This is a genomic window from Dactylosporangium sp. NPDC048998 (assembly GCF_043197855.1).
GTDB lineage: Bacteria > Actinomycetota > Actinomycetes > Mycobacteriales > Micromonosporaceae > Dactylosporangium.
The window spans coordinates 178903-190952 of the sequence record NZ_JBICTV010000001.1 but is presented as its reverse complement, the minus strand read 5'-3'; the positions used below and the strand labels follow the sequence as shown (position 1 = coordinate 190952).

General features: G+C 71.0%; 14 protein-coding genes. 5 read left to right on the top strand and 9 right to left on the bottom strand.

All coding sequences use genetic code 11. The features are described from left to right. The first annotated feature begins 649 nt into the window (after window positions 1–649). Window positions 650–1528: a glycosyltransferase family 2 protein gene (locus ACGFI8_RS00985; protein WP_392798115.1), complete on the top strand. Its 879-nt coding sequence runs from the start codon at window positions 650–652 to the stop codon at window positions 1526–1528. Window positions 1529–1595: 67 nt separating this feature from the next. Here the strand turns inward: ACGFI8_RS00985 and ACGFI8_RS00980 are convergent, their stop codons facing one another. The 7 genes from ACGFI8_RS00980 to ACGFI8_RS00950 form a co-directional block, all read right to left on the bottom strand. Continuing rightward, the gene (locus tag ACGFI8_RS00980) at window positions 1596–1925 is read right to left on the bottom strand and encodes a hypothetical protein (protein ID WP_392798112.1); all 330 of its coding nucleotides are present in this window, start codon (window positions 1923–1925) and stop codon (window positions 1596–1598) included. A 23-nt stretch (window positions 1926–1948) separates the two neighbouring features. Continuing rightward, complete coding sequence (locus ACGFI8_RS00975) at window positions 1949–3736, bottom strand: 3-hydroxyacyl-CoA dehydrogenase family protein (RefSeq protein WP_392798109.1); 1788 nt, start codon at window positions 3734–3736, stop codon at window positions 1949–1951. A 175-nt stretch (window positions 3737–3911) separates the two neighbouring features. Continuing rightward, window positions 3912–4100: a hypothetical protein gene (locus ACGFI8_RS00970; RefSeq protein WP_392798107.1), complete on the bottom strand. Its 189-nt coding sequence runs from the start codon at window positions 4098–4100 to the stop codon at window positions 3912–3914. 143 nt (window positions 4101–4243) lie between these two features. Then, window positions 4244–5014 carry a maleylpyruvate isomerase family mycothiol-dependent enzyme gene (locus ACGFI8_RS00965; protein WP_392798104.1) on the bottom strand — a complete coding sequence of 257 codons (771 nt, stop codon included), beginning with the start codon at window positions 5012–5014 and terminating at the stop codon, window positions 4244–4246. 68 nt (window positions 5015–5082) lie between these two features. Continuing rightward, window positions 5083–5586 carry a DUF456 domain-containing protein gene (locus ACGFI8_RS00960; protein WP_392798101.1) on the bottom strand — a complete coding sequence of 168 codons (504 nt, stop codon included), beginning with the start codon at window positions 5584–5586 and terminating at the stop codon, window positions 5083–5085. Between the two features lie 35 nt (window positions 5587–5621). Continuing rightward, a complete protein-coding gene (locus ACGFI8_RS00955) occupies window positions 5622–6626 on the bottom strand; it encodes an alpha/beta fold hydrolase (protein ID WP_392798098.1) in 1005 nt (334 codons plus the stop codon). Window positions 6627–6681: 55 nt separating this feature from the next. Next, window positions 6682–7086: a hypothetical protein gene (locus tag ACGFI8_RS00950; protein ID WP_392798095.1), complete on the bottom strand. Its 405-nt coding sequence runs from the start codon at window positions 7084–7086 to the stop codon at window positions 6682–6684. A gap of 143 nt (window positions 7087–7229) precedes the next feature. On the opposite strand from ACGFI8_RS00950, the gene ACGFI8_RS00945 reads away from it, so the two are divergent. The 3 genes from ACGFI8_RS00945 to ACGFI8_RS00935 are packed head-to-tail and all read left to right on the top strand — an operon-like array spanning window position 7230 to window position 8887. Then, window positions 7230–7586: a DoxX family protein gene (locus ACGFI8_RS00945; RefSeq protein ID WP_392798092.1), complete on the top strand. Its 357-nt coding sequence runs from the start codon at window positions 7230–7232 to the stop codon at window positions 7584–7586. A 56-nt stretch (window positions 7587–7642) separates the two neighbouring features. Continuing rightward, window positions 7643–8155: a MarR family winged helix-turn-helix transcriptional regulator gene (locus ACGFI8_RS00940; protein WP_392798089.1), complete on the top strand. Its 513-nt coding sequence runs from the start codon at window positions 7643–7645 to the stop codon at window positions 8153–8155. Between the two features lie 30 nt (window positions 8156–8185). After that, the gene (locus ACGFI8_RS00935) at window positions 8186–8887 is read left to right on the top strand and encodes an SDR family NAD(P)-dependent oxidoreductase (protein WP_392798087.1); all 702 of its coding nucleotides are present in this window, start codon (window positions 8186–8188) and stop codon (window positions 8885–8887) included. Between the two features lie 47 nt (window positions 8888–8934). On the opposite strand, the gene ACGFI8_RS00930 is transcribed toward ACGFI8_RS00935, so the two are convergent. Next, complete coding sequence (locus tag ACGFI8_RS00930; RefSeq protein WP_392798084.1) at window positions 8935–9756, bottom strand: alpha/beta fold hydrolase; 822 nt, start codon at window positions 9754–9756, stop codon at window positions 8935–8937. 119 nt (window positions 9757–9875) lie between these two features. On the opposite strand from ACGFI8_RS00930, the gene ACGFI8_RS00925 reads away from it, so the two are divergent. Then, entirely contained in the window at window positions 9876–11381 is a 1506-nt protein-coding gene (locus ACGFI8_RS00925; RefSeq protein ID WP_392798082.1) for an aldehyde dehydrogenase family protein, read from the top strand. 3 nt (window positions 11382–11384) lie between these two features. Here the strand turns inward: ACGFI8_RS00925 and nucS are convergent, their stop codons facing one another. Then, on the bottom strand, window positions 11385–12044 hold the full coding sequence (gene nucS, locus ACGFI8_RS00920; protein WP_392798079.1) for an endonuclease NucS: 660 nt from the start codon (window positions 12042–12044) through the stop codon (window positions 11385–11387). Window positions 12045–12050: the final 6 nt, after the last annotated feature.

The following is a 12050-nucleotide window of genomic DNA, read 5'->3' as shown; positions in this document are numbered from 1 at the left end:
CACGGGTGCTGGACCTTCGCCCGAACCGCCGTCCAATAAGGGAAAAAAGGACAAGACGCCACGCCGGAAACCCGATCGCTGTTCGCCCTCCACGGCAAACTCCCGGGATACTCACGCTGCGTCGCCTTAATAGAGTTCTATGCTGGACTTAAAGATCGCAAAGTGACGAGCAGCGATGGCACAGAACCCCTCCGGCCAGGCAGAACGGTTGATCACCAGAGGCATCGCCATGATCACCGTCCGTTCGACGACCGTCACGCACCGCATCGACTTAACCCGAGCGCCACCGTCAAGCCGCTACCCCCGACAGCATTCGGCTCTTTGCACCGCGGCCTTGTTTCCCAGTCACTCGCCGAAACGACCGGGAGCGCAATGGACCAAGGGATGTTTGAATGCATGGGCACAAATTGCTGGCCGGGCTTTCCTGCGCCGCCGAGGGGAGGATAGCAGCGTGTGGCCAGGTGGCGGCAGCCGGACCCGAGTCGACTTCGTGTCCAGATTCTGCGTTTTCGCAGCCCGCAAGGCCCGTTGGTCGGGATCGCGACCGGCCTGATGGCGGACTTCTCTCGGTACTTTCGGCTCATTCACCCTCGCCACCGGTACTATCCGGGGAGCTTCAGCCCGCACTGAGCAGCCGTGGGAGCAGCTCGTGAGTAGTAGGACAGCACCCGTCGTCAGTATCGTCTCCGTCGCGCAGAACTCCCGGGAGGGCCTGCTCAAGGGCCTGGCCGCGCTGCAGGCGGGCACCGAGGTGCCGACCGAGATGATCGTCGTGGACAACGGGTCGGCCGACAACACCGCGGCGGCGGTGCGGTATGCGTTCCGCGAGGTCTCGCTGGTGCACCGGGACCCGCCCGTGCCACCGCTCGCGGCGGCCAACCTGGGCGCGGAAAAGGCCCGCGCGCCGTGGCTGCTGTTCCTCGACCCGGGCCTGGAGCCGGTCGGCGACGCGATCCGCACGCTGGTGGAATACGCGGGCGGGAATCCGTCGTACCGCCTCTACGCCGGCCGGACGCTGCGCGGCGGCGCGGACGACGGGCGCACGGTGCAGGGCGCACCCTCGCTGTGGGGCACGGCCTGCCTGGCGGCCGGGCTGCCCTTCGATCCCGAACGGCTGCCGCGGCTCGACCGCGCGATCGGCGGCGAGGTCCCGGCGCTCACGCCGCGGATGCTGCTCGTCGAGCGGGGCCTCTGGGACGCGCTCGGCGGCTTCGACGAGCGCCTGCCGGCCGCCGATCTGTCGCTGCGCGCCCGCGCCCTCGGCGCGCGCCCCGTCCTCGTCCCGGACGCGCAAATGGTGTCCCTGACGCCGCCGGTGGCCGCCCGGCCGGTCACGATCGGCGGGCTGGCCTCGCGGATGGCGTTCGCGCACCGGCACTGGACGCCGGGGCGGGCCCGCGCCGCGGGCTGGCTGCTGAGCGCGGCCGCGCTGATCCGCTCGGTGGCGCAAGAACCGTGGCGCACGGCCTGGCAGGAACGGTCCGGGTGGCTGTCCACGGTGGACGCCCCGGCTTCCGCCCCCGCGTAGCCACCGCGGTCCTCGCAGGAAACGCCGCAGTCGTTGGCCTGACTTCGGTGTGCGGCCTTTCGGCGGCTCAGCCGTAGTGCGGGGCGCCGCGGCCGCGCTGGATGTTCGGGGCGCGACGATCCCGCGCGCGCCAGCAGCCGGTGTGCCAGTGGCGGCGGTCGGTCAGGTCGCCGCGCTCGTCGGCCGGCCAGGCCACCAGGTGCGGGACGCCCTGGGAGATCTCCTGGTCGCAGCCGGGGCAGCGGTACGCCTTCGTCGCGGCCCCGGCGGGAATGTTGCGCACCTGCCACTCGCCGTCGCTCCACGCCTGCACGGCGCCGACGCCCCGCTTGATCCGGTCGAGATCGAGCGGCGGCGGCGCGTCGTCGCGCTTGGGGTGGTTGCGCCGAGGGGACACGGTTTCAAGACTAACGAACCGGCTCAGCGCCTCGAATAGTCGTGGAAGCCGCGGCCCACCTTGCGGCCCAGGTAGCCGGCCGTCACCAGGTGCTCCAGGAGGGGCGCGGGGGCGAAGCCGGGCTCGCGAAGCTCGAGGTAGAGCTCCCGCTGGATGGCCAGCGAGACGTCCAGGCCCACGACGTCGAGCAGCTCGAACGGGCCCATCGGGTAGCCGCAGCCGAGCTTCATCGCGTAGTCGATGTCGTCGGCGGTGGAGTAGGAGGCCTCGACCATCTTGACGGCGTCGTTGAGGTACGGGAACAGCAGCGCGTTGACCACGAACCCGGACCGGTCGGCGCACACCACCGGGTGCTTGGCCAGGGTGTTGCACACCGCGGTCGCCGTGGCCACCGTCGTCTCGGACGTGCGGATCGTGCGCACGACCTCGACCAGCCCCATGACCGGCGCCGGGTTGAAGAAGTGCAGGCCCACGACGTCGGCGGGGCGCTCGGTCGCGACGGCGAGCTCGATGACCGGCAGGCTCGACGTGGTCGTGGCCAGCACCACGCCCGGCTTGCAGATCTCGTCGAGCGAGGCGAACAGCGCCTTCTTGACCGACAGCTCCTCGACGACCGCCTCGACGACGAGGTCGACGTCGGAGAGGTGCTCGATCGTCGCGGACCAGGTGACCCGGCCCAGCGTCGCGTCCCGGTCGGCCTCGGACAGCTTGCCGCGCACGACGCCCTTGTTCAGCGAGGTCTTCAGCGCCTCACAGGTGCGCCCGGACTGCTCGGCGCCGCGCGTCACGGACACCACCTCGAAGCCCGCCCTGGCGAAGACCTCGATGATGCCGGTGGCCATGGTCCCGGAGCCGACGACGCCGACCTTGGCGACGGTGCGCGGGGCGGCCGCGGGCTCGGCGCCGGACCGCGGCGTGGCCTCGTCGGGCACCACGACCGGCGAGCCGGGTTTCTCGTACGTGTAGAAGCCGCGCCCGGACTTCCGCCCGAGCAGGCCGGCGGTGACCATCTGCTTGATGAGCGGCACGGGCGCGTGGCGGCGGTCGCGCCCGCCCCGGCGGTACATGGTGTCGAGGATCTCGTAGGCGGTGTCGAGCCCGATGAGGTCCATGAGCGCGAGCGGCCCCATGGGCAGCCCGCACCCGAGCTTCATGGCGGCGTCGATGTCCTCGCGGCCGGCGTACTTCGACTCGACCATGGAGACGGCCTGGTTGAGGTACCCGAACAGCAGCGCGTTGGCGATGAACCCGGCCCGGTCGCCGATCGTGACGTCGACCTTGCCCAGCCGCGCGCACAGCGCCTCGATGTCGGTGACGACGTCCTCGGCCGTGACGACGGTACGCACCACCTCGACCAGCTTCATGATCGGCGCAGGGTTGAAGAAGTGCATGCCGACGACCTGGTTGGGCCGCCCGGTCGCCACCGAGATCTCGGTGACCGACAGGCTCGAGGTGTTGGTGGCGAGAATGGCCTCGGGCTTGCACACCCGGTCGAGCTCGGCGAAGATCCGCTGCTTGAGGTCCAGGTGCTCAGGCACGGCCTCGATGACGAGGTCCGCCGAGTGCAGGGCGTCCAGCCCCACGGCGAACGTCACCCGCTCCAGCAGGGCGTCGCGCTCGTCCTCGGAGAGCTTGCCCTTGCGCACGGCCCGCTCGACGGACCCGCGCAGCGTCTCCTCCCCGCGGTGCAGGGCACCGTCGCTGATCTCGACGGCCGTGACGTCGACCCCGTTGCGAGCGAAGACCTCGACGATGCCGGCGCCCATCGTGCCGAGGCCGACCACGCCCACGGATGCAAAATCGCGCCCCATCGCACGACCCTCCCTAACGACCGCTCAAGTTACCGGCGAGTCTGCCATGAACCGGTGCATCGATTCCTCATCCTGTGGGATATCCCGCTACCCCGGCCACGACGACCGCGCACGCACGCGAGGCGGCGCAGGGCGCCGGCACGCGCGGGGCCGACGTCGTGTGGCCCTGGCAGTATCATCCAGCGTCGTGCGGGGCAGGATCTGGTTTCCCGGTAACCCGTGGCCGGACGGCCACCGCCTGACCGGACGCCCATGACCGAGGCCAATCGTGGCGGCATCGACATTGAACGATGCCGAGCAACTGCTCGGGCTTGCCGATGCCCTCGGGGCCGTTGCGGCGGACGTCCTCGATCAGCAGGTTCACCCGCCTGAGCATCTGCCGGTCCTGCTGCCGGCTCAGGTAGTCCTCCCATCCCGGGAGGCGAACCGGACCTTCACGCAACGGACGGCTCGTCGAAGCGACGCGCGAGCCCATGCGGCGCGAGCCCATGCGGCGCGCGAGCCGGGTCAGGTCCAGCGGATCGTGGCCTTTGCGCGCCAGACGGACAGGACGGACTCGTCGCCGTGGACGTCCAGGTCTGTGGTGGTCCGGCGGTTCCACAGGGCCAGATACAGGGCGCCGGCCGGGCCGCGCAGGGTGCAGTCGGTGGGGGACGGGGCGCCCCGCACGATCGTGGCGCCGGTCGGGGACATGGTCACGGTCCAGGAGTGGGGGCCCTCGGCCTGGGCGCCGTCCGTCACGTGGACGGCCAGGGTGCACGGGGTGTCGCAGCGCAGGCGGCCGCCCCGGGAGCCGTAGAAGCCCATCAGCAGCTCGTCGATGCCGTCGATGCCCAGGTCGGCGTCGACGCCGGCGATGTCGCCGATCGCGCCCTGCAGGTCGGCGCGGTGGATGGTGGTCTCGTGGGCCTGGCGGCGGGCCCAGAAGCTCAGCGGGGACTCGGCGGGCAGGAAGTGCCAGCAGGAAGTGTCGGGCGGGGCGGCGCGCAGCAGGTCGACGAGGTCGGTGTGGCCGGTCCGGAACCAGTCGATGAGGGAGTCATCCGGCGGCATCGGGCCGACGGCCTCCTCTTCCTCCTCGTCGGACAGGACCGCGGTGCGGCAGTCGCGGACATAGGTGGCCGCCCAGCGGTGCACGTAGCCGACGTGCTGGACCAGCTCGCGGACCGTCCACTCGGGGCAGGTCGGGACCTGGGCGTCGAACCCGGCCTTCTCCGCGGCGTCGACGAAATCCAGCCCGGCGCGCTCCAGAGCGTCGATGTGCCGACCGATCTCCATTCCGTCACTCTGCCAGAGGGGTACGACATTTTCGCTCGGGTGAAGGATCGATGGGATGAAGGCGAGGGTCAGGAGGCCGCGTACACGCCCGCCAGCCACACGCCGGCGATGAGCAGCGCGGTGGCAAGCTCGATGAGCATCGACACGCCGGCGGCCCTGAGGGCGTGCTTGGTGGTTCGCCAGGCGAGCGCGCCGTCACGGTGGCGGGCCAGTTCCACCAGCAACACGCCCAGCACGAAGCCCACGACCAGGCCGACGACCGGGATGACGAAGAACCCGACGATGGCGCACACGCCGCCGAGCAGCAGGGTGAGGTTGGAGACCCCGGCGCGCTTGAGGTCGCGGCCCGGGACCAGGTACTTCGCGGCGAGGCCCAGCGCCAGCACGACGGTCGCGGCGATGCCGACCGCCCAGCCGGTGGTGCCGTGGCCGCCGAAGACCGCCCACACCAGCACGCCGGCCCAGCACAGCAGCAGGCCGGGCAGCATCGGGACGACGACGCCGAAGACGCCGGCCACGACGGCGACGGCGGCGATCAGCGAGACCAGGCCGCCACTGTCGGTCGGATCCACACGGACCACTGTGCCGCACGCCGCGGCCGGACGCATCAGGAGCCGACGACCTCCCGCAGGACCGCCGCGAAGTCCTCCGGGCGCTCGATGTGCGGGCTGTGTCCGACGCCCTCGTAGACGATCTCGCGGAACGAGCCGCCCTTCTCGGCGTACCGCTGCAGCACCGCCCTTGTCTGCCCGACCATCGGCTGGGGCGGGCACTCGTCCTCGCCGGGCCAGCCAGGGACCAGGCCGAGCTTGCCGAGCTGCGCCAGGTCGAAGAACGAGCCGTCGGAGACGATCGCGTCCTGGTCGCCGCGGATCCACACGACGGGCGGCTTGACCGGCACGTCCACGATGCCCGAGAGGTCCAGCCAGCGCGGGGACATGGTGTTGAGCACGCCGCGGGTGCCGGGCGCGGTGCCGGGCCAGTTGGCACTCGCGGTACTGTCGCCGGGGTATTGATCTTCTCCGACGGCCGTGGAGAGCATCGTGTCGAGCAGGAGCTCCTCGTCCGCGCCGAAGTCGAAGCCCGCGGCGGCATAGAACGCGCGCATGACGTTGAGCGGGCTGGCCTGCTCGTCCGTGCCGCGGTCCTTGGCCCCGAGCAGCCGCACGAAGTCGGGGTTCGCGGAGCCGCCGCCCGTCCCGGCGTGATCGGGCGAGGTCGGCGTGCCGTCCAGGTCGCGGGTGCCGCCGAAGCCGTACGGCGAGACCGGCGCCTCCAGCACCAGCGCCCCGATGCGCTCGGGGTGGTCCAGCAGCAGCTGCATGGCAACGCCGCCGCCCATCGAGTGGCCGGCCACGGTGACCTTGCTGCCCGAACTGCCCGACAGTTCGGACAGCAGTGGCGCGATGTCGTCGGCGAAGTCGCGCAGGCCGCGCGTGGCGTCGACGCCGAGGGCGGGGCTGTCGCCGTATCCGCGCAGGTCCGGCGCCGCGATCCGCCAGTGCGTGGGCAGGTGGCGCACCAGGGGCTCCCAGAAGCCCGACGACGAGCAGTTGCCGTGAATGAGCAGGACGGGTGGGCCCGACTCGGGCCCATGGGTGGTGACGTGCATCACCGCATGGTCGCATCGGGCGTGGGCCGGTCACATGTGGCCGGCCCACACAGCTCTACCGCAGAACGGCCTCGTCGCGGCCATACCGCGTCAGCGCCCAGATGACCGCCACGTCGGCCGCGATGATCAGCATCGACCACAGTGGATAGTACGGCAGGAACAGGAAGTTGGCGACCGCGCTCAGCGAGGCAAGCACGATGCCGAGCACCCTCCCCCACAGCTGCCCGGCGAGCACGGCGCCGCCGCCGAGCGCCACCAGCACGCCCAGTGCGAGGTGGATCCAGCCCCAGGCGACGACGTTGAACCCGAACAGATAGTTCTCGGTCAACATGTAGAAGGTGCGCTCGAAGATCGCCGTCAGCCCGACCACGATCTGGAAGATGCCGATGACGATCATCATGCTGCCGCCGAACACGGCGAAGCCGGTGACCCAGCGGGACTGCCGCTGCAACGTCTCCATGCCCCAACGGTCGACGCCCGCGGGGTGAACGCCCCTCACCCGCGGATCGGGACTTCGCCAGAGTACTTGACGCTTCAAGTTCGTCGTCCGTACAGTCTTCTCCGCAGAAGTTTGAAGCTTCAATTATGAGGGAGCACGATTCCATGAGCATCTTCCTGTGGGTGTTGCAGATCCTGCTCGGCGCGGCGTTCATCCTGGCCGGCGTCATGAAGTCCACGCAGCCCAAGGAGAAACTCGCAGGCAACATGACCTGGGTGAACCGCCGGACGCCGGGGACCATCAAGTTCATCGGCGTGATGGAGATCCTCGGCGGCCTCGGCCTGATCCTGCCCTGGGCCACCGGCATCGCCACGATCCTGACCCCGCTGGCGGCCGTCGGCCTGGCGATCATCATGGTGCTCGCGATCGGCGACCACGTGCGCGCCAAGGAGTACAACGTCATCGGCATCAACGTGATCCTCGGTGCCATCGCCGCGGTGATCGCGATCGGCCGGTTCTGACGCCTTTCGGACGGGCGGTTGGCCCCGTAGTGCAAGATCAAGGCACCATGGAGTGCATGACCGACGAGGCACGATGGCTTGACGACACCGAGCGGCGCGCTTGGATGTCGCTGCTGGCCGTCGTGCTCGTCGGGTTTCCGGAGCTGGAGCGCACGTTCCGCCCGCACGGCCTGGTCCACGTCGAATACGGGCTACTCGCGGCGCTGGGCAACGCCTGTGAGGGGATGCGCCTGTCCGACCTCGCCGGGCAGATGAACATGTCACCGAGCCGGCTGAGCCACCGCATGCGCAAGCTCGTCGATCTCGGATACGTCGAGATCTCCGGCGACGCCTGCGACGGCCGGGTCAGCATCGCGCGCGTCACCGACACCGGCCGGGAGTTCGTCGAGCGCGTCGCCCCAGCCCATGTCGCCGATGTGCGCCGGCTCATCTTCGATCATCTCGACCCGGACCAGACGGCGGCGCTGGCCGACACGCTGGGCGCCGTGGCGGCAAAACTCGGCGAGTCGTGCCCGGGTGCGGCGGGCGCGCCGAAGGGACCACCGCCGCCCGGCCCACGGGCCATATAAATGACCGTCGGACAGGAATAGAGTGACCGCATGCGAGGCGTCGTGATCACTGGAGTGTCCCGCGGCCTGGGAGCCGCTCTCTTCGATGTGTCCAGCGCGCGCGGCGATCGCGTCATGGCGGTCGGCCGCCACTTCACCCCGGAACAGCAACAGCTGCGCGACGAGCGCCCCGGCGACGTCACGCTGTTCTCCACCGACCTCGCCGACGCACACTGGCTGCCCGACTACGACGTCCTCCGCGACTTCCTGCGCGACGCCGACGAGGTCGTGCTCATCCACAACGCTGCCGTCGTCGAGCCGATCGGCGCGGTCGGCCGGCTCACCACCGAGGCCATCACGAACGCGATCGCGGTGAACCTCACCGCGCCGGCCGTGCTGACGAACACGTTCCTGCGCGCCGCGCCGAGAGAGGCCCGGGTCCGTCTGCTGTTCATCTCCTCGGGCGCGGCGCGGCGCATCATCGACGGCTGGGCGCTGTACTGCACCACGAAGGCCGCCGGCGAGACCTTCTTCGACGCCGTCGCCTCGCAGGTCCGCGACGACGAGCGGATCACCGTCGCGAACATCGACCCCGGTCAGATGGACACCGGCATGCAGGAGAACATCCGCCGGGCCGCGTCGTCGGGCGCCTACTTCCCCGGCCAGCAACACTGGGTCGACGCGCCCGCCGACGGCAGGCTCGCCGACCCGCTCGCGGTGGCCGAGCGCATCCTGAAGGAGCACGCCTCGTGAGGCTTGGGCGGGCGCCCCGCCCCTAACCTAAGGGCATTTGCGGCGCATCAGGCCTCGAGGATCTCGCGCAGGCGGGCCGCGAACGGGGCCGCGTCGCCGAAGCCGCCGTGGCCGCCGGGGAACACCTCGGCCGTGGTCCCCAGGCGCGCCGCGAGCTCGAGCCCGGCGCGGTTGGGCGGCTCCCCCGTGCTCGCCGCGCCCACGGCCGGCACGATCCGCACCGTGCCGGAGCGCAGGCCTTCGAGGTCCGGCACGTAGGCGCCGACCGGCGCGATCTCCCGCGCCACGAACACCTCCAGGTTGGCCTGCATCCGCGCCCCGAACTCCGGCGACGGCGGGGTGCCACCGTCGCCCTCGCCGTGCATGCCCATGGCCCCGCCGAAGACGCCCATCGCCGGGCCGGCGCCGCCCTCGCGGTAGGCGTCGGCGACCTGACCCAGCACGGTGCGCCAGTGGTCGAAGTCGGCCAGCAGCTCGAACACGGGTGGTTCGTGGGCGACCACGGTGCGCAGCATGCCCGGATTGCGGGCGGCGAGCTCGAGCGCGATGACGGCGCCGGAGCTGTTGCCGAACACGTCGGCGGGCTCGTCCGCAGTGACGCCGACCGCGCCCAGCAGCCGGTACGCGTCGTCGGCCTGTTCGGAGACGCTGAGCTCGGCCGGCCGGCCGGTCAGCACGCTGCGCGAGTTGCCGCGCCGGTCGAAGGTGACCACGGTGCGCTCGGCCGCGAGCTCGTCGGCGAGGCCCGCGAAGCCCTCCGCGTCGTAGATGCCGCCGCAGATCAGCAGCAGCACGGGGCCGCTCCCGCGCACCTCGTAATACAGGGTCGCGCCGGGGACGGACAGCTTCTCGGTCTTGACGGGTTCCATGTTCGTTCCTCCTGCGGTCGGTGGTATCCAACGGTCGGAGCGATGCACGGGTTCTCGACATCCAGCGGCGGGACGATCAGGGCCTACTCGCGAGTAATCTGCGGGTCTAGACTCGCGCCATGACCGCCACGCGAACTCCCGGTGTCCCCGCCATCGACGGGGGCTCGCTGATCTCGACCAACCCCGCCACCGGCGAGGAGGTCGGCCGCTTCCCGGTGGCCTCCCCCGAGCATCTCACCGCCGCGGTGGCCCGCGCACGTGACGCGGCCGCGTGGTGGGCCGGGCTCGGCTTCGCCGGGCGCAAGCGCCGCCTGCTGGCGTTCCGCAGCGTGCTCACCAACCGCCTGGACGAGCTCACCGGCCTCATGCACCGCGAGGGCGGCAAGCCGCGCGCGGACGCGCTGGTCGAGGCGATCGCGGCCGTCGACCACATCGCCTGGGCCGCGCAGCACGCGCGCAAGGTGCTCGGCCGGCGCCGGGTGGGCAGCTCGATCCTGCTCAAGGAGCACACGTCGTACCTGGAGTACCTGCCGTTCGGCGTCATCGGCGTGATCGGCCCGTGGAACTACCCGATCCTGACGCCGATGGGCTCGATCGCCTACGCCCTGGCCGCCGGCAACGCGGTGGTGTTCAAGCCGAGCGAGTACACCCCAGCGGTCGGCCAGTGGTTCGTGGACCGCTTCGCCGAGGTCGTACCCGAGCAGCCGGTCCTGCAGATCGTGCACGGCCTCGGCGACGTCGGCGCCGCGCTCTGCCGCGGCGGGGTGGACAAGATCGCATTCACCGGCTCGACCGCGACCGGCAAGAAGGTTATGGCCGCCGCCGCCGAGACGCTGACCCCCGTGCTGCTGGAGTGCGGCGGCAAGGACGCGATGATCGTCGCCGCCGACGCCGACCTCGACTCCGCGGCCGCCGCCTGCGTCTGGGGCGGCCTGACCAACGCGGGCCAGACGTGCGTGGGCATCGAGCGCGTGTACGTCGCCGAGCAGGTGTACGACGACTTCCTCAACCGCATCGTCGCGCGCGCCGCGAACCTCAGCGTGGGCCCCGAGCAGACCGACGACATCGGCCCGATCACGATGCCCTCGCAGATCGAGATCATCCGCCGGCACATCGAGGACTCCCTCATCCGCGGCGCGCGGGCCGTGCTGGGCGGCGCCGAGGCGGTCCAGCCCCCGTTCGTCAGCCCGACGATCCTGGTCGACGTGCCGGAGGACGCGCCCGCGGTACAGGAGGAGACATTCGGGCCCACCCTGACCGTGACGAGGGTCCGCGACGCCGCGGAGGCGATTCGGCTGGCCAACAACACCGGCTACGGCCTGGGCGGCGCCATCTTCTCCCGGTCGCAGGGCCTGGACCTGGCCCGCCAGGTGCGCTCGGGCATGACGTCGGTCAACTCGGCCCTGACCTTCGCCGGCATGCCGGCCCTCCCCTTCGGCGGCGTGGGCAACTCGGGCTTCGGCCGCATCCACGGCGCGGACGGCCTGCGCGAGTTCACCCGTCCGAAGGCCGTCGTGAAGCGCCGCGGCCCGACGGTCCTGGCCGCGATGACCTTCGACCGCACGGAGAAGACGATGGAACAGATCGTCAAGGTCGTGCGGCTGGTCCACGGCCGCAGCAGGTAGCCCTCAGAAGAGCGTCAGCTCGTCCTTCTGGACCCCGCGCAGGGCGTTGTAGTCCAGCACGACGCAGCGGATGCCGCGGTCCTCGGCCAGCACGCGGGCCTGGGGCTTGATCTCCTGAGCGGCGAAGATGCCGGTCACCGGGGCCAGCAGCGGGTCGCGCCCGAGCAGCTCCAGGTATCGGGTCAGCTGCTCCACGCCGTCGATCTCGCCGCGGCGCTTGATCTCCACGGCGACCGTCGCGCCGGCGCCGTCGCGGCACAGGAGGTCTACCGGGCCGATCGCCGTCATGTACTCGCGGCGGATCAGCGTGAAGCCGGCGCCCAGCGTCTGCGGGGCGGCGGCCAGCAGCTCCTGCAGGTGCGCCTCCACGCCGTCCTTGACCAGGCCCGGATCGATGCCGAGCTCGTGGGACGTGTCGTGCAGGATCTCCTCGATGGTGATCCGCAGTTCCTCGCCGGACTTGTTGACGACCCGCCACTGGCCCTCGGCCTCTTCGAGGCGGCACGGCGGGCTCATCCAGTTCAGCGGCTTGTACGCCCGGTCGTCGGCATGGATCGAGATCGAGCCGTCGGCCTTGACGAGCAGCAGGCGGGTCGCGAGCGGGAGGTGGGCCGTGAGCCGGCCGATGTAATCGACCGAGCACTTGGCGATGACGAGGCGCACGGCCGA